The sequence below is a fragment of the Luedemannella helvata genome, assembly GCF_039528415.1.
In the GTDB taxonomy this organism is placed as follows: Bacteria; Actinomycetota; Actinomycetes; order Mycobacteriales; family Micromonosporaceae; genus Luedemannella; species Luedemannella helvata.
In genome coordinates, this window is record NZ_BAAALS010000014.1 from 151388 (window position 1) to 171246 (window position 19859).

Annotated in this window: 17 protein-coding genes; 14 read left to right on the top strand and 3 right to left on the bottom strand. The window is 72.1% G+C overall.

The window, feature by feature from the left end:
- Window positions 1-201 precede the first annotated feature (201 nt).
- Genes dxr through ispG form a run of 3 tightly spaced genes read left to right on the top strand, consistent with a single transcriptional unit; the run spans window position 202 to window position 3826 of the window.
- Window positions 202-1392, top strand: coding sequence for a 1-deoxy-D-xylulose-5-phosphate reductoisomerase (dxr, locus tag ABD191_RS16080; protein WP_344082373.1), 1191 nt, complete (start codon window positions 202-204; stop codon window positions 1390-1392).
- Entirely contained in the window at window positions 1392-2639 is a 1248-nt protein-coding gene (locus ABD191_RS16085) for a M50 family metallopeptidase (protein WP_344082331.1), read from the top strand. The genes dxr and ABD191_RS16085 overlap by 1 nt, the downstream gene beginning before the upstream one ends.
- Window positions 2640-2644: 5 nt before the next feature.
- Window positions 2645-3826, top strand: a complete 1182-nt coding sequence (ispG, locus tag ABD191_RS16090; RefSeq protein ID WP_344082333.1) for a flavodoxin-dependent (E)-4-hydroxy-3-methylbut-2-enyl-diphosphate synthase — start codon at window positions 2645-2647, stop codon at window positions 3824-3826.
- A 50-nt stretch (window positions 3827-3876) separates the two neighbouring features.
- Here ispG and ABD191_RS16095 read toward each other — a convergent pair whose 3' ends face one another.
- Window positions 3877-4386, bottom strand: coding sequence for a PadR family transcriptional regulator (locus ABD191_RS16095; protein WP_344082335.1), 510 nt, complete (start codon window positions 4384-4386; stop codon window positions 3877-3879).
- A gap of 193 nt (window positions 4387-4579) precedes the next feature.
- Here ABD191_RS16095 and ABD191_RS16100 point away from each other — a divergent pair, with 193 nt between their 5' ends.
- The 5 genes from ABD191_RS16100 (at window position 4580) to ABD191_RS16120 (ending at window position 9315) form a co-directional block, all read left to right on the top strand.
- Complete coding sequence (locus tag ABD191_RS16100) at window positions 4580-5851, top strand: MFS transporter (RefSeq protein ID WP_344082337.1); 1272 nt, start codon at window positions 4580-4582, stop codon at window positions 5849-5851.
- Between the two features lie 5 nt (window positions 5852-5856).
- A complete protein-coding gene (locus ABD191_RS16105; protein WP_344082339.1) occupies window positions 5857-6696 on the top strand; it encodes a GNAT family N-acetyltransferase in 840 nt (279 codons plus the stop codon).
- A 96-nt stretch (window positions 6697-6792) separates the two neighbouring features.
- Window positions 6793-7338 carry a hypothetical protein gene (locus ABD191_RS16110; RefSeq protein WP_344082341.1) on the top strand — a complete coding sequence of 182 codons (546 nt, stop codon included), beginning with the start codon at window positions 6793-6795 and terminating at the stop codon, window positions 7336-7338.
- A 22-nt stretch (window positions 7339-7360) separates the two neighbouring features.
- The gene (locus ABD191_RS16115) at window positions 7361-8326 is read left to right on the top strand and encodes an ABC transporter ATP-binding protein (RefSeq protein ID WP_344082343.1); all 966 of its coding nucleotides are present in this window, start codon (window positions 7361-7363) and stop codon (window positions 8324-8326) included.
- Entirely contained in the window at window positions 8323-9315 is a 993-nt protein-coding gene (locus ABD191_RS16120; protein ID WP_344082345.1) for an ABC transporter permease, read from the top strand. Before ABD191_RS16115 ends, ABD191_RS16120 begins: the two co-directional genes overlap by 4 nt.
- 16 nt (window positions 9316-9331) lie before the next feature.
- Here ABD191_RS16120 and ABD191_RS16125 read toward each other — a convergent pair whose 3' ends face one another.
- Entirely contained in the window at window positions 9332-10591 is a 1260-nt protein-coding gene (locus tag ABD191_RS16125) for a Rieske 2Fe-2S domain-containing protein (protein WP_344082347.1), read from the bottom strand.
- 133 nt (window positions 10592-10724) lie between these two features.
- On the opposite strand from ABD191_RS16125, the gene ABD191_RS16130 reads away from it, so the two are divergent.
- The 3 genes from ABD191_RS16130 to ABD191_RS16140 all read left to right on the top strand — a co-directional run bounded on the left by ABD191_RS16130 (window position 10725) and on the right by ABD191_RS16140 (window position 15615).
- On the top strand, window positions 10725-12050 hold the full coding sequence (locus ABD191_RS16130) for a hypothetical protein (RefSeq protein WP_344082349.1): 1326 nt from the start codon (window positions 10725-10727) through the stop codon (window positions 12048-12050).
- A gap of 13 nt (window positions 12051-12063) precedes the next feature.
- Window positions 12064-13527 (top strand): NADH-ubiquinone oxidoreductase-F iron-sulfur binding region domain-containing protein, encoded by a 1464-nt coding sequence (locus tag ABD191_RS16135; protein WP_344082351.1) that lies wholly within the window; start codon window positions 12064-12066, stop codon window positions 13525-13527.
- Window positions 13528-13629: 102 nt separating this feature from the next.
- The gene (locus ABD191_RS16140) at window positions 13630-15615 is read left to right on the top strand and encodes a serine/threonine-protein kinase (protein ID WP_344082353.1); all 1986 of its coding nucleotides are present in this window, start codon (window positions 13630-13632) and stop codon (window positions 15613-15615) included.
- 52 nt (window positions 15616-15667) lie between these two features.
- Here the strand turns inward: ABD191_RS16140 and ABD191_RS16145 are convergent, their stop codons facing one another.
- Window positions 15668-16654, bottom strand: a complete 987-nt coding sequence (locus ABD191_RS16145) for a pirin family protein (protein ID WP_344082355.1) — start codon at window positions 16652-16654, stop codon at window positions 15668-15670.
- Window positions 16655-17081: 427 nt separating this feature from the next.
- Here ABD191_RS16145 and ABD191_RS16150 point away from each other — a divergent pair, with 427 nt between their 5' ends.
- The 3 genes from ABD191_RS16150 (at window position 17082) to ABD191_RS16160 (ending at window position 19651) form a co-directional block, all read left to right on the top strand.
- Window positions 17082-18032 (top strand): aldehyde dehydrogenase family protein, encoded by a 951-nt coding sequence (locus ABD191_RS16150; RefSeq protein WP_344082357.1) that lies wholly within the window; start codon window positions 17082-17084, stop codon window positions 18030-18032.
- Window positions 18033-18113: 81 nt separating this feature from the next.
- Complete coding sequence (locus ABD191_RS16155) at window positions 18114-18809, top strand: hypothetical protein (protein ID WP_344082359.1); 696 nt, start codon at window positions 18114-18116, stop codon at window positions 18807-18809.
- A gap of 323 nt (window positions 18810-19132) precedes the next feature.
- Entirely contained in the window at window positions 19133-19651 is a 519-nt protein-coding gene (locus ABD191_RS16160; RefSeq protein ID WP_344082361.1) for a hypothetical protein, read from the top strand.
- Window positions 19652-19859: the final 208 nt, after the last annotated feature.

Genomic DNA, 19859 nt, shown 5'->3' on the forward strand with positions numbered 1-19859 from the left:
TGGCGGCGGGTGGGGCGCTGGTGTCGCCATTGTCGTGACTTTGGCGGGGTGGGAGGGCCGCCCTTTCGCCATAGTCGTGACTTTGGCGAAAAGGTCGACGCGTCCACGGGCGTCGCGGGGTGGCGGCCGGCGCGGGGTGGGCGTGGGCACCGGATCTTCACGAGGGTAGGTAAGAATGGCGGCGTGACCGTCCGCGACATTGTGCTGCTGGGTTCCACGGGGTCCATCGGTACGCAGGCCATCGACATCGTCCGGCGCAACCCGGACCGGTTCCGGGTGGTCGGCATCGGCGCGGGCGGGGGCCAGGTCGAGTTGCTCGCCGGCCAGGCGCTCGAGCTGGGGGTCGAGGTCGTCGGGGTGGCCCGGGCGTCGACGGCGCAGGACCTGCAGCTCGCGTTCTACGCCGAGGCGGCCAGGCGGGGTTACGCCAAGGGCGGGTTCCGGATTCCCAAGATCCTGGCCGGGCCGCAGGCGATGACCGAGCTGGCCGAGTGGCCGTGCGACGTGGTGCTCAACGGGGTGGTGGGTTCGCTCGGACTCGCGCCCACGCTGGCGGCGCTGGCTTCCGGACGTACGCTCGCCCTGGCCAACAAGGAGTCGCTCGTGGCCGGCGGCCCGCTGGTCAGGGCGGCCACCCAGCGGCCGGGGCAGATCGTCCCGGTGGACTCGGAGCACTCCGCGCTCGCCCAGTGCCTGCGCTCCGGCGCGGCATCGGAGGTCCGGCGGCTGATCCTGACGGCCAGCGGCGGGGCCTTCCGGGGGCGCCGGCGCGAGGAACTGGCCGCAGTCACCGTGGAGGAGGCGCTCAAGCATCCGACGTGGGACATGGGACCGGTCGTCACGATCAACTCGGCGACGATGGTGAACAAGGCGCTGGAGGTCATCGAGGCGCACGAGCTGTACGGCGTCCCGTACGACCGGATCGAGGTCATGGTCCACCCGCAGTCGGTGATCCATTCGCTGGTGGAGTTCGTGGACGGGTCGACGATGGCGCAGTGCAGCCCGCCGGACATGCGGCTGCCGATCGCGCTCGCGCTCGGCTGGCCCGACCGGGTGCCCGGAGCGGCGTCGCCGGTCGACTGGACACTGGCGCACAACTGGGAGCTGCGGCCGCTGGACAACGAGGCGTTCCCGGCCGTGGAGCTGGCGAAGCGGGCGGGGGAGGCCGGGCGGTGCCGGCCGGCGATCTTCAACGCGGCCAACGAGGAGTGTGTGGCGGCCTTCACGGCGGGCAGGCTGCCGTTCCTGGGGATCGTCGAGACGGTGGAACGGGTGCTCGCCGAAGCTCCCGATTATGACGAACCAGGTACCGTCGAGGAGGTGCTCACAGCGGAGACGTGGGCACGCGAGCGGGCGCGCGAGCTGGTCGCGGCCCCGGAAGGAGCCCGATAGTGGCCTACCTGGCCGGTTTGGTGGCCTTTGCCCTGGTCATCTTCATCTCCGTGTGCCTGCACGAGGCCGGGCACATGCTGACGGCGAAGGCCTTCGGGATGAAGGTCACGGAGTACTTCGCGGGATTCGGGCCGAAGCTGTGGTCGTTCCGTCGCGGCGAGACGGAGTACGGGCTCAAGGGCATCCCGCTCGGCGGCTACGTCAAGATCGTCGGCATGACGCCGCACGACGAGGACGTCCGGCCGGAGGACGAGCACCGGGCCATGTGGCGCCGGCCCGTGTGGCAGCGCACCATCGTGCTGGTCGCCGGCTCGGCCACCCACCTGATCCTCGCCGTCGTCGGCATCTGGCTCATGGCGATGATCTCGGGCCTGCCCAACCCGGACCTGCCGAAGGGCCAGCTCTCCCAGCCCGCGGTCATCAACCTCGAGGAGTGCGCGATCGCCGCGCCCGACCGGGCCGACTGCATCGCGAGTGACCCGCGCAGCCCCGCCGCCGCGGCCGGCTTCGCCGACGGCGACCGGATCACGTCGATCAACGGGACCCCGGTGAACACCTGGGGCGACGCGATCGACACCATCCAGGCCCTGCCCGCCGGGCAGGCCGCCGCGGTCACGGTGCAGCGCTCCGGCGCCCCGGTCGAGCTCAAGGTCTCCCCGGTCACGGTGCAGCGCCCCGCGCTCGACGAGGACGGCAAGGCCGGCCCGGCGCGGGCCGTCTCCGCCGTCGGCGTCAGCCTGAACGCGACAGTGCCCTACACGGTGACCTACGGCCCGGTGGCCGCCATGGGCGCGACCGCCGACCGCACCGGCGACCTGGTCACCGGCACGTTCACCGCGCTGAAGAAGTTCCCTGAGAAGGTCCCGAAGCTGTGGACCGCGATCACGGGCGGCGAGCGCGACCAGGACACCCCGGTCAGCGTCGTCGGCGTGAGCCGGCTGGGCGGCGAGGCCGTGGAGCACGGCCTGTGGAGCGTCTTCTTCAGCCTGTTCATCGGCTTCAACTTCTTCGTCGGCATCTTCAACCTGCTGCCGCTGCTGCCGCTCGACGGCGGTCACCTGGCGATCATCTGGTTCGAGAAGGTGCGCTCCTGGATCTACCGGCTGATCAAGCGGCCGGATCCGGGTCGGGTGAATTACATGAAGTTGATGCCGCTGACCTACGCGGTCATCCTTGTCTTCGGCGCGATCACCCTCCTCACGGTGGGCGCCGACATCGTCAACCCCGTGACCCTCTTCCCAAGGTGAGCCACGTGAGCGCAGTCAGTCTCGGAATGCCGACCGTCCACTCCCTGCCCGGGGAGTCGCTGGCCCCGCGCCGCAAGAGCCGCCGGATCATGGTGGGCCCGGTGCCGGTCGGCGGCGGCGCGCCGGTGTCGGTGCAGTCGATGACCACGACCCTGACCGCCGACGTCAACGCGACGCTGCAACAGATCGCGCAGCTCACGGCCTCGGGTTGCCAGATCGTACGGGTGGCGGTGCCGTCGCAGGACGACGTGGAGGCGCTGCCGGCGATCGCGAAGAAGTCGCAGATCCCGGTGATCGCGGACATTCACTTCCAGCCCAAGTACGTCTTCGCCGCCATCGACGCGGGCTGCGCCGCCGTGCGGGTGAACCCGGGCAACATCCGTCAGTTCGACGACAAGGTCGGCGAGATCGCCAGGGCCGCGGGCGACGCGGGCGTGCCGATCCGCATCGGCGTCAACGCCGGCTCGCTCGACAAGCGCCTGCTGCAGAAGTACGGCAAGGCCACCCCGGAGGCCCTGGTCGAGTCGGCGCTGTGGGAGTGCTCCCTGTTCGAGGAGCACGGGTTCCGCGACATCAAGATCTCGGTCAAGCACAACGACCCGGTGGTGATGATCCAGGCGTACCGGCAGCTCGCCCAGGCCTGCGACTACCCGCTGCACCTCGGGGTCACGGAGGCGGGACCGGCGTTCCAGGGCACGATCAAGTCGTCCGTGGCGTTCGGCGCCCTGCTCGCCGAGGGCATCGGCGACACCATCCGCGTGTCGCTGTCCGCCCCGCCGGTCGAGGAGGTCAAGGTCGGCACCGCGATCCTGGAGTCCCTCGGCCTGCGCGAGCGGGGCCTGGAGATCGTCTCCTGCCCGTCGTGCGGGCGCGCCCAGGTCGACGTCTACACGCTCGCCGAGCAGGTCACCTCGGCGCTGGAGGGGTTCCCCGCCCCGCTGCGCGTCGCCGTCATGGGCTGTGTCGTGAACGGCCCGGGGGAGGCCCGCGAGGCCGACCTGGGCGTGGCGTCCGGCAACGGCAAGGGCCAGATCTTCGTCAAGGGCGAGGTCATCAAGACCGTGCCGGAGTCGCAGATCGTCGAGACCCTGGTCGAGGAGGCCCTGCGCCTGGCCGACCAGATGGGTGTCGACCTGCCCGAGGAGCTGCGCGACCTGGTCCCCGGCCCGATCGTCACGGTGCACTAGACGCACGGACGGCGGGGGATGGCTCACCATCCCCCGCCGTCGCCTGACCATCAGCTCTCCGCGAGGATCGCGTAGAGCTTGCGGCGCGTCTCGTTGAGCACGTCGAGCGCGCGGGCGCGCTGCTCGTCCGTGCCGGCGAAGCCGACCTGGCGCAGCGCGTGCATGATGCCCGCGGTCGCCTCCCGGAAGTCGCGCGCCTGCGCCACCTCGTCGGCCCCGAACGCCTCCCACGGTGCCGGACCCTCGGCGCGGCCTGCCTCGGCGCGGCCCGCCTCGGTGAGGGTGAACCGCTTGCGGCCCTCGGCCTCCTCGCTGACGATGAGGCCCTCGTCCTCCAGGAGTTGCAGGGTCGGGTAGATCGAACCCGGGCTCGGCCGCCACACCCCGCCGGTGCGCGACTCCAGCTCCTGGATCATCTCGTACCCGTGCATCGCGCGCTCCGTGAGCAGCGCCAGCACGGTCGCCCGGACGTTGACCCGGCGACCGCCGCGCCCCCGTCCCCGGCCGCCGCCGCGACCGTGCGGGCCGCCGCGCTCCCAGCCGCCGAAGCCGCGTTCCATGCCGTGCTCCATTCCGTGATGTCGGTGGCCCCGCCCGCAGCCCCGTTCGAAGCCGTGCTCGGTCCGGGGCGTCCTGATGAAGTCTCTCATGACTATCTCCGATCGTTCGTTGATACGTTGACGATATATCGTCAACGTATCGCTGACAACCCTGTTGCCAAACAGTACGTTCGTACTGTTAAGTTAGTTCACGATGAGTACGAGAACCGCCCTCCACGTGGCCCGCCTGCTGCCCGACCACGGCGTCGCGCGCACCCTGACCCTCGCGACCTTCGTCAACACCCTCGGCAACGGGTTGTGGGGCACCATCAGCGCGCTGTACCTGCACAAGGTCATCGGGTTGTCCTTCGGCCAGATCGGCATCGCGCTCACAGCCGCCGCGCTGGTCACGTTCGTGGCCGCCGCCCCGATGGGCTACCTGGCCGACCGCATCGGTCCGCGCGGCATGCAGGTCGGGTTCCTCCTCGGCCAGGCCGCGTGCGCCGGCGCGCTGCTCGCCGTCCGGTCGTTCCCCGCGTTCCTCGTCGTGGCCGTGCTGTCGGCGGTCGCCGACGCCGGGACCCGCGGCGCGCGCGGCGCCCTCATCGCCGGCGCCATCCCGGCCGAGCAGCGGGTGCGCACGCGCGCGTTCCTGCGCGCCACGACGAACCTGGGCCTGTCGCTGGGCGCCGCCGCCGCGGGCGTCGGTCTCGCGGTGGACAGACCTGCCTGGTACCTCGCGCTCATCGCGGGCGACGCCCTGAGCTACCTGATCGCGGCGGCCCTGTGCGTACGGCTGCCGCGCGTGCCGCCCGTGCCGCACGAGCCCGGCGCCCCGCGCCTCGTGGCGCTGCGCGACCGCCCGTTCCTGGCCTGCACGCTGCTGGACGGCGTCATGTCCATCCATTTCGACATCATCGAGATCGCCCTGCCCCTCTGGATCGTCGCGCACACCTCCGCGCCGGCCTGGATGGTCGCCGCGACCCTGCTCATCAACACGACCATGGTGGTGCTGTTGCAGGTACGGGCGTCGCGCGGCACGGAGGAACTCACGGCGGCCGCGCGCGCCTCCCGCGTCGGCGGTCTGCTCATCGGTGGCGCCTGCCTGTTCTACGCCGGCTCGGCCGGGGTATCGACAGGCATGGCCATCGCGCTCCTCGCCGTCGGCAGTCTCGTGCACGTGCTGGGGGAGCTGCGCCAGTCGGCGGCCGGCTGGGGCATCTCCTTCGGCCTCGCCCCGGAGCACGCGCAGGGGCAGTACCAGGGCGCGTACGCCATGGGTTTCCAACTCGGGCACCTCGTGGCGCCCCTGCTGCTGACCACGGTCGTGCTCGGCCTGGGCCGGCTGGGCTGGGTGTTGCTGGCCGTCCTGTTCGTCGCGACCGGAGCGGCGGTCCCGCCGGTGGTCGCCTGGGCGAGCCGCCGTATGGTGGAGCGGCGCTGCGCGCCTTCGGCTCCTGAAAACACCTCAGTTCTGGCAGGCTAATCATTATGTTGACGGTGGCGGCGCGCCGCATCGGTGAGACCGATCGCGCGGCGGTGGAGCGCCTGCTCGACGAGGAGCCGTACGCCGCCGCGCAGGTCGCCGAACGCATCGCCAGCGGCGGCATCGGTTGGTGGCGCGCGGACGCGCGCATCTACGGGTACGGCTCCCGCCGCCAGCTCGAGTCGCTGTGCTGGATCGGCGCCAACCTGATCCCGGTGCGGGCCAACCCCGCCGCCGTGGCCGCCTTCGCCGACCTGGCCCGCCGCTCGCCGCGCACCTGCTCCTCGCTCGTCGGCGACGCCGACGCGGTGCTGGAGCTGTGGCGGCGGCTGGAGAACTCGTGGGGTCCGGCCCGCGAGGTCCGCGCGTGCCAGCCGCTGCTCGCGACGAGCGCTCCGGCCTCGGTCGCCCCGGACCCGGGGGTACGCCTCGTCCGGCCGGAGGAGATCGACGTGCTCTTCCCGGCCTCGGTGGCCATGTACACCGAGGAGGTCGGCGTCTCCCCGCTGCTCGGCAACGGCGAGCGCGACTACCGGGAACGGGTCATGGAGCTGGTGCGCGGCCGCCGGGCGTACGCGCGCATCATCGACGGCCGGGTGGTGTTCAAGGCGGAGCTGGCGGTCGTGACCCGCCACACCGCCCAGGTGCAGGGCGTGTGGGTCGCACCGGAGCTGCGCGGGCAGGGCCTCGCCACGGCCGGGATGGCGGCCGTCATCGCCGACTCGCTGCGCCGCGTCGCGCCGAGCGTGAGCCTCTACGTCAACGACTACAACTTCGCCGCCCGGCAGGTCTACGCCCGGTGCGGTTTCCGGCAGGCGGGCACCTTCGCGACCGTGCTGCTTTAAGGACTCGTTGGTAGCTTGGCCGACTGGCCCACCCGCGTCTTCGCGGCGTGTGACGATCGGAGCGGTTGTGCGTCGCCAGGGGGAAGGCGGGCGGGCATGGGGCAGATCGTCAAGCAACTCGGGGAGAGTACGACGAAGTACTACTGGTACCCCGGCGATACGAGGGAATACCGTCGGGCGCTCGTCGCGTTCGGCTGCGGCGGCGTCGCGTTCGCCGTCGCGTACGTCGTGACCCGCAGCGTGCTGGCCGCCACCACGGTCGGCACGTCCACGACGGCGCTGTTGGCGGGACTGAACCTGGGCCGGCGTGACGCGCACGCGCTCGCCGACTTCCCGGACGTGGACGGGCGCGCGGCGCGCCGGGCGGCCGTCGCGCACTCGAGGCGCGCGGTGTGGCGCGCCGTCGTCGAGGGCGTCGGGATGGCGTGCGCCGCCATCCTCATCGCGAACCTGGGCGCGGACGGCTTCGTGGCCGACTGGGTGCTGCCGGTCGTGCCGGCGGCCGTCGGGGCCTGCGCGCACCAGGCCGGCATGCTGTTGCGGCGCATGGAGAAACAGGTCTCCACGGCGCACACGCACGCCGGGCGGCGCAACATCGCGAGCACGCGAGGGGTGGCCGTCCCGATCCGGGATGTGCCTTGACGATGCCCGGTACGCTCTGCGGGTGCCCGAAGAGCCCGACGGCGACGTCATGGTGCAAGCCTCCGCGGACAGCGACGTGGGGATCTGGGTGCGGGGCGTCACCCGCCGGTTCGGGACGGCCGAGGCGCTGCGCGGCATCGACCTGTCGGCCCCGTACGGGCGGATCACGGCGCTGGTCGGGCCCAACGGCGCCGGCAAGACCACCCTGCTGCTCATCCTGGCGACGCTGCTCACCCCGACCGCGGGGCAGGTGCGGGTGGCCGGGCTCGACCCGGTCGCCGACCCCGACGGCGTGCGCTCCCGCACCGGCTGGATGCCGGACGCGCTCGGCGTCTACGAGCAACTGACCCCTCGGGAATACCTCGCGTTCTTCGCCGAGGCGTACCGGATCGAGCCGGCGCTCGTGGCCGACCGGGTCGCGGCGCTGCTGGCCCGGGTGCACCTGGCCGAGCACGCCGACCAGCCGGTGCACGTGCTATCGCGGGGCCAGAAGCAGCGGCTGGGCCTGGCCCGCGCGCTCGTGCACGAGCCGAGGGTGCTGCTGCTCGACGAGCCGGCCGCCGGGCTGGACCCCCGCTCGCGGTCGGAGCTGCGCGACCTGCTGCGCGAGCTGGCCGCGAGCGGCGTGGCGATCCTGGTGTCCAGCCACATCCTCGCCGAGCTGGAGGAGCTGGCCGACCGGGTGGTCTTCGTGGCCGAGGGCCGCACGGTCTCCGAGGAGGAGATCGCCGGGGTGTCCCGGTTCGTGGTCAGCGGCTGGCGGGTACGCGCACTCGACGACGCGGCCCTGGCCACCGCGCTGGCCGCGCGGGGCATCGCGCCGCTGGGCATCACGGCCGCCGGCAGCGACCTGCCGCCGATGTCCGATGTGGACGCCGCCGCACTGCTCGCCTCGCTCGTCGGCGACGGCGTGCCGGTGATCGCGTTCGGCCCGATCGGCGGCCAGCTGGAGGCGGCCTACCTGGCCCTGAACAAGGAGCGCCGATGAGCGGTCGGGCCGTGTTGCTGGTCGCGCGGCAGGAGCTGCGGATCAGGCTCCGGACGGGGCGGTGGCGTTGGCTGCTGGCCGCCTGGGTCGTCGTTGTGGGCGTCTTCACCCTGCTGACCGACCTGGCGTTACGGGCCAGCAACGACACCATCTACGAGGGCGCCACCGAGCCGCCGTCGATCGGCCCGGCGCTGTTCACCGTGCTCGTCCTCGTCGTGTTCGGCCTCATCATGGTCGTGTCGCCGGCGCTGACGGCGCAGAGCGTCAACGGCGACCGGGAGCGCGGCACGCTCGCCGTGCTGCAGGTGACCCGGCTGCGGCCGGCCGAGATCGCGGTCGGCAAGCTGCTCGCCGGCTGGGGCGTGGGCGTCGGGGCGTTGCTGCTCACGTTGCCGTTCGCGGTGTGGCCGGTCGTCTACGGCGGGGTCGGCGCGTGGCGCATCCCGGTCGTGTACCTGGTCATGATCGTGCTGTTGGGCGTCGTCTGCGCGGTCTCGCAGGCCCTGTCGTCCCTCGTCGTGCGGGGCGTCACGTCGACCATGCTGGCGTACGCGACCGTGTTCGCCCTGTGCGTCGGCACCCTCATCCTGTACGGCCTGATGGGCGCGGCGTTCACCCAGGAGCGCACGGTCGTGCTCGACGAGGGCGACGGCGGCACCTTCACCTACGTCGAGCGGTCCCCGAGCGAGAACATCTGGTGGGTGCTGGCGCCGAACCCCTTCGTGGTCCTCATCGACGCGTCCCCGACGGCGCCCGAGCGCCCCCGCGATCAGGGCGACGTGGCATACGACCAGGACCCGCTCAAGGACCTGCACGGCGCGATCCGGTCCACCCGGGTCGGCCCGGGCGTGGACCGGCGCGACGCGCCGGCGGTCTGGCCGTACGGGCTGGCGGCGAACCTGCTGCTGGGCGTGGGCTCCGTGCTGGTGACCATCCGCCGGCTGCGCGCCCCCGTCGCGGCCCTGCCGCGCGGGGTGCGGATCGCCTGAGCGGCTCAGGCTCGCGTCACCGTTGTGCGGACTCGACGAACGCGGCCAGCGCGCGGCGCAGCGCGACGCCGAGCCGGTCGGCGCGCACGTGCAGCTCGTCGCGCAGCACCAGCGGCAGGCCCGTGAGCCCCAGCTGAGCCTGCAGCGCGAGGTCCTCGCCGACGACGCGTTCCTCGTAGGCCACCTCGCTCGCCACGACCGCCCCGCCCGGCAGGGCGACGCCGCCGATGTCGCGCAGCAGCATCTTCGTGTAGACGACCGTGCTGGTCAGCGACTCGGGTCGCATGACGAACAGGATCGTCTTGACCGCCCCGGCGTCGAGTTCCTCCAGGCGCAGCAGCAGCTGGAACGGCGCGCGGTAGACGTACGTGGCGCGGCGGCGCTGGCGCAGGGGGCGCAGGCCGGCCGCCACCCCGGGGTCCTCCGGGTTGTCGAACCACTGCACCTGGGTGCTGCGGAATCCGTCCGGCTCCGCCACCACCTCGTACGGCTCGACGATCTTCTCCTCGCCGGCACCGAAGGTGCCGGCGTGCACGAACGGGAAGTGCGCCACGTCGAGGAAGTTGTCGGCGACGAACCCGGCCGGGGCCGGCGTCGCGGCCGGGCGCAGCCACGCGCCCACGAACGCGGCGTCCTCCACGTCGGGCTCGGTGAACAGCGGCACGAGCGGCTCGGCGGGCGCCAGCCAGACCAGTCCCCAGCGCACCGTCAGCCCGTACGGGACGGGGTCGGCGCGCAGCTCGGCGACGTCGCGCCAGACGGTCCACTCCCGACCGAGCAGGGTCACCCGGCTGGGTTCGGCGGCGGATCCCAGTTCGGTGGCGAACGCGACCGGATGCCAGGCCCGGGCCAGCGCCGGGTCCTCGTTGGTGAGCACGCCCGGCCCACCCCCGTCGGGGGCCGCGGCCGCCGGTTGCGCGGGCAGGGCGGCCAGGTCCGCCGCGAGGACGCGGACCCGCCCGGCCTCCTCGCGGCACCGCGCGGCGGCCAGCGCGGCGCGTGGCGGCGCCGTCGCCGCCGGCCCGAGGGATGGAATTTCCAGGCAGGACCCGTCCGCGCCGAACTCCCACCCGTGGTAGGCGCAGCGCAGCCGGCCGCCGACGACGTCGCCGGCGGCGAGCGGTACCAGCCGGTGCGGGCACCGGCCGCCGAAGGCCACCGGCGGACCGTCCTCGGTGAGCCGGACGACCACCAGATGGTGGCCGTCGACGACGACGCCGCGGGGCGCGGTCGTCACCTCGGCGCCGGCGATCACGTCCACCCACTCGGCTGTCACCGGTCCATGCTCACCTCACGCGGTTACGTCGCCGTTTCGCGTCAGGTTCACGCTCCGTAGCGGTAGCCGTCCGGCGGACCGGTCGCTATCGTACGACTGACGTCGATGCAGCCGGACGGGCGAGGGAGACGTGGTGGCCGGGAGAAGCGCGGGACGGGTGATCGCGGCCAGTTTCGGGGCATGTTGCGTGGTGATGGGCATCCTCATCATCGCGCCGCGCGGCCTGACGGGACCGCTGGCCCACGACGCCAACGTGCTGGCCGACCGGTACGCCGGGGTTCTGGCCCTGCTGGCGCTGACCGGGGCGGTGGTGGCGGGCCTGGTGGCCGCCCTGCGCGGCCCGCTCACCCCCGTGCAACGACTGCGGATGCAGGCCGTACACCGGGCCGCGTCCACGGCGGCGGTCGGCGCCCTGGCCCTGCACATCATCATCAAGGTCACCTCCGACGAGGTCGCGGTCGGGCAGGTGGTCGCCCCCACGCACGCCCTGACGTGGCAGTCCGGGCACGTCGTCGCGGTCGCCCTCGGCAGCGTCGCGGCGTACCTGCTGCTGTTTGTCGTGGTGACCGGCGTGGCGCGCGGCTGGTTCGCGGGCACGGGCCGCCCGGTGCGGTGGCGGATCCTGCACTCGATGGCGTACGCGTGCTGGTTCGTCTCGGCCTGGCACGGGCTCACGGCCGGCCGGCACCCGGCCACCTGGGTCACGGTGAGTTACATCGTGTGCGGCGCTGCGTGCGCGGCGGTCGTCGTCGTACGCCTCGTCGAGCGGCACCGCCGGCGCGGCCGGTCGCTCACGTCGACGGGCGGCGTGCGGATGGTGGGCGTGCCCACGACGCCCGCCCGGTCCGGTGGCGCGCACGCGGCCTCGGGGTCCTTCCCGACCGTCCGCGCCGGCGCGGGCCCGGCGCAGGCCGCGCCGAGAAGCGGCGCCGGGTTCGCGGCGCAGGCGGCGCCGAGAAGTGGGGCCGGGTTCGCGCCGCAGGCGGCACCCCGTAGCGGCGCCGGGTTCGCGGCGCAGGCCGCGCCGAGGAGCGGTGCGGGGTTCGTGGTGCCGGCCGCGCCGGTGAGCGGGCCCGCGTTCGCGGGCGGGCCGACCAGCGGCACCGGGCTGCGGTCCGTCAGTCGCATCGCCCCCATCAGCGCCGCCGCGCCCCGCAGCGGCGCCGGGTTGATGAGCGGCGCGCAGGCGGCCCGTGCGGACCTCGCCCGCGCGGCGCGGACCGGCGAGTGGTCCCAGGTGCCACCGGCGAACCGGCCCGTATCGGCCCCCGCGTCCCGGAGCGTGCCCGAGCCACCGCCCGCCGCGCCGGTGGTTCCCCGGCAAGCTCCCCGCGCGCCGCAGGCCGCGACCAACATCCCGGCCGGCGCCGGCCGGGTGTCGCGCCGCCGGCGCGGCCGGGGTCACGAGTCGGGCATCTCCGACGAGGCGTTCTGGGCGTACATGAAGGGCAAGGACTGATGGGGACGGCGTCATGAGCGTCCCGCCCGTACGCAATGTCGGGCCGGCGCGCCTGACGGCCGGCCTCAACCGGCTGCCGCGCCTGGACTTCGACACGCACCGCACCGTCCACGGCCCGCTGCCGCCGCTGAGCCTCGACGACCTTCTGGTGCTGGCCACCGACATCAAGCTGACCGGCCGGGGCGGCGCGGGCTTCCCGTTCGCCACCAAGCTGCGCGCGGTCGCGCAGCAGGCCGCCCGGCGGCGCACCGAGTGCCACGTGGTCGTCAACGCCACCGAGGGGGAGCCGGGCAGCTGGAAGGACCGGATGCTGCTCAGCCGCGCGCCGCACCTCATCCTCGACGGCGCGTTGCTCGCCGCGCACGCCCTGGGCGCCCGCTCGATCACGGTCGGCGTCGCCGACGGCGAGGCCAGCGCCGACTATCTGAGCCAGGCGCTCGGCGAGCGGCGCATGGCGATCCCCACCCGGGTGGTCGTCCAGCCGGAGCGGTTCATCTCGGGGGAGAGCGGCGCCCTCGTCAACGGCGTCAACGGCCGCTCGCCGATCCCGCCGGGTCGCAAGGTGCTCGCCGCCGAGAGCGGCGTGGACTCCCGCCCGACGCTGCTGTCCAACGCGGAGACGTTCGCCCAGTTGGCCGTCGCCGCGCGCCTCGGTCCGGCGGGCTACACGTCGGTCGGCACCTCGCAGGAGCCGGGTACGGTCCTGCTCACCGTCGGCGGCGCGGCCGCGTTCCCGGCCGTCATCGAAACCCCCACGGGCGTACGGCTCATGGACGTGCTGCGGCTATGCGGCGCGACGATCGGCCCCGGCGTGCTCGTCGGCGGCTACCACGGCGCGTGGATCAGCCGGGACGCCGTCCTGCGCGCCGAGATCTCCCGGGCCGGCATGAAGGCGGTCGGCGGCGCGCTGGGCGCCGGCATCGTGCTGCCGCTGGGCGAGGGCTCCTGCCCGCTGGGCGAGGCGGCCCAGGTCGCGCAGTATCTCGCCGGCCAGTCGGCGGGCCAGTGCGGTCCCTGCCGCACCGGCCTGCCCGACCTGGCCGACGCCCTGGCCATGCTCGCCAACGGTACGGGCGGCGAGGCCGCGATGGCCGCGGTGCGCCGGGTTGCCGCCGCGGTCAACGGCCGCGGCGCGTGCGCCCACCCCGACGGTACGGCCAGGTTCGTCCTGTCCACACTGGACGCCTTCCCGGACGACGTCGCGGCGCACCTGCACCGTGGCGGGTGCGGCAACCTGGTGCGCGGCGTGCTGCCCGTGCCCCGCGCCCTCGCCGGCCGCAAGCTCGCCGTGGACTGGGCCCGGTGTGACGGCCACGGCCTGTGCGCGACCGTCGCGCCGGAGCTGATCCACCTGGACGGCAACGGCTTCCCGGCGTTCGCCGACTCAGCCGTCCCCGAGTGGCTGGAGGGCTCCGCCCGGCGCGCGGTCCGCCGCTGCCCGGCCCTCGCGCTGCGTCTCGCGACCCCCGCCCGCTGATCGACTTCGCGATCCGGTGCGCGTTGCGCCGGATCAACGATGATGAATAGGATGCCGGGCTTGCGGGAGACATCGCGCGGAGAGTGGGGCACAGTAGGGGACATGTCAGACGCGCCGCGTATGGTCGCCGGACGCTACCGCCTCGTGCGGCAGCTCGGCAGCGGCGGCATGGGCGTGGTCTGGCTCGCGCACGACGAGGTGCTGCACCGCGACGTCGCGGTCAAGGAGGTCGTGCCACCGCCCGGGCTGACCGACGAGGAGACCCTCGAACTGCGCCGCCGCACGTTGCGGGAGGCGCGCGCGGCGGCCCGCCTCAACCATCCGAACGTCGTGAAGATCTACGACGTCGTACCCACCGAGCCATGGCCGTGGATCGTCATGGAGTACGTGCCGTCCCGGTCGCTCTACGACGTGCTGCGCACGGAGGGCCCGGTCGATCCCCGCCGCGCCGCCGAGATCGGGCTCGCCATGCTCGGCGCCCTCACGGCCGCGCACGCCGCCGGGGTGCTGCACCGCGACGTGAAGCCCGGCAACGTGCTGCTCGCCGAGGACGGGCGGGTCGTGCTCACCGATTTCGGCCTCGCCCGCCTGGAGTCCGCGGAGGGCGCGCTGACCGTACCCGGCCTGGTGGTCGGCACCGCGCTGTACTGCGCGCCCGAGCGCGCCCGCGACGGGACCTCCGACGCGCGCACGGACCTGTGGTCGCTCGGCGCCACGCTGCACGCCGCGGTCGAGGGCCGGTCCCCGTACGCCCGACCGACGACCATGGCGACGCTGACCGCGCTGGCGGTCGACCCGCCCGACCCGGCCCCGAACGCGGGCCCGCTGCGCCCGGTCATCTCCGGCCTGCTGCGCCGCGACCCCAGGGCCCGGATGGACGCGGCCGACGCCGAGCGCCGCCTGCGCGCCATCGTCACGGGCGGCTCCTCGAAGCGCCGCCGGCTGCCGCTGCTCCAGCGCGCCCGCGCGGGGGTCGCGCGACCGGAAGGCGTCGCCTCCGACCCGGAGGGCCTCGACGCTGTGCGGCCCTCTGACCCGGAGGGCCTCGACGCTGTCCGGCCGCCGCGCGCCGCCACGTCCGCGCCGGAGAGCGAACCGTCGCGGGCCACACCGGACCCGCGCTCCGGCCGGGGGCGGTTGCCGGCGGTGGCCAGCCTGTCGGCCGCGCTGCTGCTGGTGCCCGTACTCGCCCTGGCCTGGCAGACCCGCGACCGGCCCGGCGGCGGACCGGCGGGGGCGAGCACCGCGGCGCCCATCCCGCCGGCCGTCTGGGACAACGGGCCGTGCGGGCTGGTGTTCGCCGCGCCGCGCACGACCCGGCCGCCGGCGGCGGCGCAGGGCGCCGAGCCCGTCGCGGAGACCTACGCGATGCCGCCCGGCTGGGTCTGGCACCGCGAGCCGAACGGGCTGCGCATCGCCGCGCCGATCGGCTCGGCGTACGCGGTGCGCGACGCGACCGTGTGCTTCCGGGAGCGTTCCGGCGCCCGGGTCGTCGGCGTGGACACGGCGTGGCCGGCCGGCGACCTGCTGGAGGCACTGGGCACGCGGGAGGCGAGCCTCAGCGCCGAACTGCCCGGGTACCGGCGGGAAGGCCTGCGCGTGGCCAGCTATCGCGACGCGGCCGCCGACCTTGAGTTCACCTTCGAATCCAGTACGGGCGAGCGCCTGCACGGTCTCGTGCGCGCCTTCCGGTTCGAGGGCGACCGCACCGCGGCGATCACGTGGGTGACCCGTCAGGTCGACTGGCGCAACGACCAGAGTTACCTGCGACTGATCATGATGAGCTTCCGTCCGCCGGAAGAGGGCACCGAGCTGAACCCGGCCCAGTTGCAGGGCGCCGCGGTGCCCCCGTCGCCGCGACCGTCCGGCACACCGCCGCCCCCCGACGCTCCGCCGCCCACGAGCAGCGGCGACGTGCAGGCACCCGCCAGTTCCGGCGCCACCGGCATGCCGGCGCCACCCAGCAGCGCGAACTCCGGCGCCGACAACGCCACCAGCGGTGCCGGCAACAGCGGCTCGGGCGCGACGAACGGCAATGGCAACGGGAACGGCAACGGCAACGGCAGACCCAGGAGGACTCCCGCGTAGCCGGCGGGAACCGGTCGGTGTGCCCGACCGGCTCCCGCCGTATTCGTGGAGGTCAGGGGTTGACGATCTCGCCCTGCGGGCCGCCGCCGTGCACGGCCGGGATGCTGCCCAGCCGGCCGGCCTGGAAGTCCTCGTACGCCTGCAGCAGCTCCGCGCGGGTGTTCATGACGAACGGCCCGTACGCGGCGACCGGCTCGCGGATCGGCTTGCCGCCGAGGATGAGGATGTCCATGCCCGGGCTGCGCGACTCCTGCGCGGCGTCGGCCGCCACCGTGATGGTGTCGCCCTCGCCGAAGACCGCCAGCTGTCCCATGTGGATCGGCCGGCCCTTGGCGCCGACGCTGCCCTTGCCGGACATGACGTAGACCAGCGCGTTGTAGTCCGGCTGCCACGGCAGCGTCAGCGACGCGCCGGGGAACAGCGTGGCGTGCACCAGCGAGATCGGCGTGTGGGTCACGCCCGGCCCGGGGTGCCCGGCCACCTCACCGGCGATGACGCGCAGCAGCGTGCCGCCGTCGGGCGAGGAGAGCAGCGAGACCTTGCTGGCCCGGATATCCTGGTAGCGCGGCGCGGTCATCTTCAGCGAGCGCGGCAGGTTGACCCACAGCTGGAACCCGTGGAACAGGCCGCCGCTGGCGACGAGCGCCTCCGGCGGCGTCTCGATGTGCAGCAGGCCACTGCCCGCGGTCATCCACTGGGTGTCGCCGTTGGTGATCAGCCCACCGCCACCGTTGGAGTCCGAGTGCGCCATCTCGCCGTCGATCATGTACGTGACGGTCTCGAAGCCGCGGTGCGGGTGCCACGGGGTGCCCTTCGGCTCGCCGGGCGCGTACTCCACCTCGCCCATCTGGTCCATGTGGATGAAGGGGTCGAGCAGGCGCAGGTCGACGCCCGCGAACGCCCGGCGGACCGGGAAGCCCTCGCCCTCGAAGCCGGTGGGGGCGGTAGTGACGCTGACCACGGGCCGGTCCCGGTCGACGGCCGGGTCGGTCGTCGGGGTACGCGGCAGCGTCAAGGTGTCGGCGGTGACGGCTGGCATGGCTTCCTCCTGGGTGGTGACCCATCAAAAGTATCTGACGCGTCAACAACTTGCCAGTGGGACTCTATTCCATGGGATCATGGCCGGCCGGGTCGCGCGGTCGGGCGACCGAGAGACGAGTCGGGCCGCAAACATCCGCATCGTTATCCAGGGTTGGCCCGACTGGCAGGAGTCGCGCGCCGGGGCCGATGCGGGTTGCTCGCGGACATGAGGCGTACGGGTCGTGCCGCACAAGCCGGTCGAGCGGCTGGCATCGGCCACCGTGGACAATGTGTACTTCGCTGACGCCGATCTCGCAGCCGACGAGCTGGCGTCCATCGCGTGGGGCAGGGGCCACATTCTGACTCTCCGCGTTGCACCGAGCGAGCAAGCTGCGCCGAGTTTGTCGTAACGCTGCGCTACCGTGGTCGGTCATAGGAGGTGGGACGTGACCGAGGCGGAACTCCGCCAGGTGCTGATCCTGGACCGGCTGTACGACCACAGACCGGAGAACCCCGGCGATATTCCCGATGTAGGTGACGTGCTCGGCAGCGACTATGACCCGTCAGATGAGGAATTGTGGCGGGGCGCCCTTAAGACGCTGGACTCACTTGGCTTGGTCGAACTGATGGAGACGTTCGGCGGGCTCGCTACGTCCGGGGTGTCCATCACGGACCTTGGCCGCGTGGAGGTGGAGAAGATCCGTAAGCGCCGCGAGAATCCGGCGTTGCGCAACGCTGCCGCACGGAAGGCCGTGCTGGAGTTCCTATACGCACAGCCCGGCTATCGAGCGATGACAGTGGACGGCCTTTTGAGCAGCCCGCACGCTCAATTTGAAGGAGATGCGCTTGGCTCGGCCGACATCGACGCCGCACTGCCCTACCTCACGCGCAAGCGTTTGATCACTGGGATACGGACAGGCCAACTGAACACGCTCGTGCGTCTGCACCTGACCGACCGAGGCGTCGACTGTGTGGAGCAGTTTGGAGGGTCGGTGGCCGACTACGTCCGCAATGTTGAACATGGAGCGGCAAACAACACAGTGAACTTCCATGGTCCCGTGACGGGTAGCAACGTCGCGTGGAACAGCCGGGAGATCACGCAGACCGCGACGACGAGCACGGGCGTGGCGGGTGATGAGCTGGTGTCGCTCATCAAAGCGATCAAGCAGGCGCTTCCGGTGCTTGGGTTGGATGAAGCTGACTCGGCGCGCCTGCTCGGTCAACTCGATGTCGTCGAAGGCGAGTTGGAGAGCGCGGAGCCCGACGCGGGCGTCGTGAAGTCGGTGCTGAAGCGCGTGCTGAGCAAGGTCGGTGCTGTCGCTGATAGCTCGCTGGGCTTGTTTCTGACCGCGTACGCGAAGGACCTCATGCGAAAGGCTGGGGTTCCGCTTGAATGATCGACGCCTCCACGTCCTGCATGTGATTGTTCCCGAAATTGGTCGATGGTGGGCGCCGCGCGCGCGGTATAACTGGTAGCCGTGACCGGAACTGACTACGTTCGCCAGCACGTCCAGGCGTTGGACCCGACCGACGATCCTAAGTGGACCCCGATCGGCAGCGCGCACGGAATCAGCGCCTTCGAGGCGAAGGCGTACTACACCATCGGGCTCGCGCGCGAGATGATCGCCACGGCGGGCCTCGCGCGAGCCAGTCAGCTCCACCTCGGCGCGATATTCGAGGTCCTAGCCGCAATGGAACTGATCGGCCGCGCTGTCGGCGGATATCGCGACGGGCACGGCCAGGCCGGCGCGCGGCTGAGAGCTGGGCTCGACTACGCGCTCGACCTCAACAGCCGGGAGTCAACGCCGCTGAGCGTCCTGACGACGAAGGAGTATGTGGCTCTTCGGAACTTCACCGGACACGGCGCGGCTCACGCCAACTCGCCGCTCAACTTCGACCCGTGGACAGGCTTGGCGCTGCTCCACCTCGCGACACGGGCGCTGGATGCTATGTGGGCCGAAAGCGGCACGATGGCCAAGTTTGCGAAGTGTCTGATCAATCCGATGACGACTACGGACCAGAGTGGACAGACCGACGCGATCTATGTCCGTGACGTTCGGGCCCACCTCAAGAGCGGCAAGATGCCCAGGGACAGCATCATGTTCGACGACTGGCGCAACGAGCCGGTGTGGGTCGGCCTCCAGGCCGGCAGCCCGGCTGTCACCGGGTTCTGATCATGATAGGACGCGCGCACGCCACCGGTAGGGCGTGAACGGGTCGTCGGCCGAGGTGCCTACGCCGTTGTCTGACGATCTGATCGTGTACTACCGGCGGGTGTTAGCCGCGCACAGCATTGATCCGGTGTCGCGGGTGTGCCCGGTGTGTGGGGTCAAGCGGTGCGCGGACTGGCAGCAGGCGTATGAGCGACTGGTGGTTGCCGGCGTTGATCTAGAGAGTCGCGTGGGTCCATAGCCGCCCGTTTGGCGGCGCGCTACTCTGGAAAGCCGTCTTTGTGCTGTGCGTGTTTCGCGCGGGGCTGAATGGAGGGCTCAGAGGGATGGCACTGCCGCCGCGACCTCCGGGGAGTTTTTGGGGCTGGCGAAACGAGATTCCTGATGCCAATCCCGATGAGGATGCTGTGCACGAGCGGCTGCCATGGGGCAAGATCCGCATCAACTGCAATTGTTGTAGCTTGTGGCACATCGCATCGGACAGCACGGGCGCGGTCCCCGTTCTGTGCGATCAGTGCCGTGCGCATCAGGGAAATCTTCCTGAAAAGCAACTCTCTCGCTTGCAGGAGCACGAGGTGATGCTGCGAGACGAGCTAGCCACAGTCCGGCGGTCCGAAGCGGCGCTAAAGGCGGCTCTTGCACGCGCCAAGGAGCAAACTAGGGCTGCGCTAGCCAGCCGAGGCGAACTGGCATCGCGCCTGGTGAGTGCGGCGCACGAGACGGGCAATCACCACTGCGCCGCTCACATGCTGGCCAGCGAGCCGGACGTGCGCAGTTTCGCTCGCAGGCACGTCGAGATCAAGCGCGGGCTCCGTCGTGATGATGACTACGACGACGAGCCGTAGAGGAGCTTGCCCCTCTCGCACGCCGTCGGCATTGTGTCCTAATCAGACACTCGTATGCCCTCTGGGACCGATGTGGGGTGTCGAATCTTGAACTTGAATGCAGACGGGGCTGCTATGCCCACCGGTACTGCGCAGTGGGGGGCGGGGGGAGGCTGAGGTGTATCAAGGATCTTGGACGGGTTCTCTCGACTGAGAGGATGTGTTCATG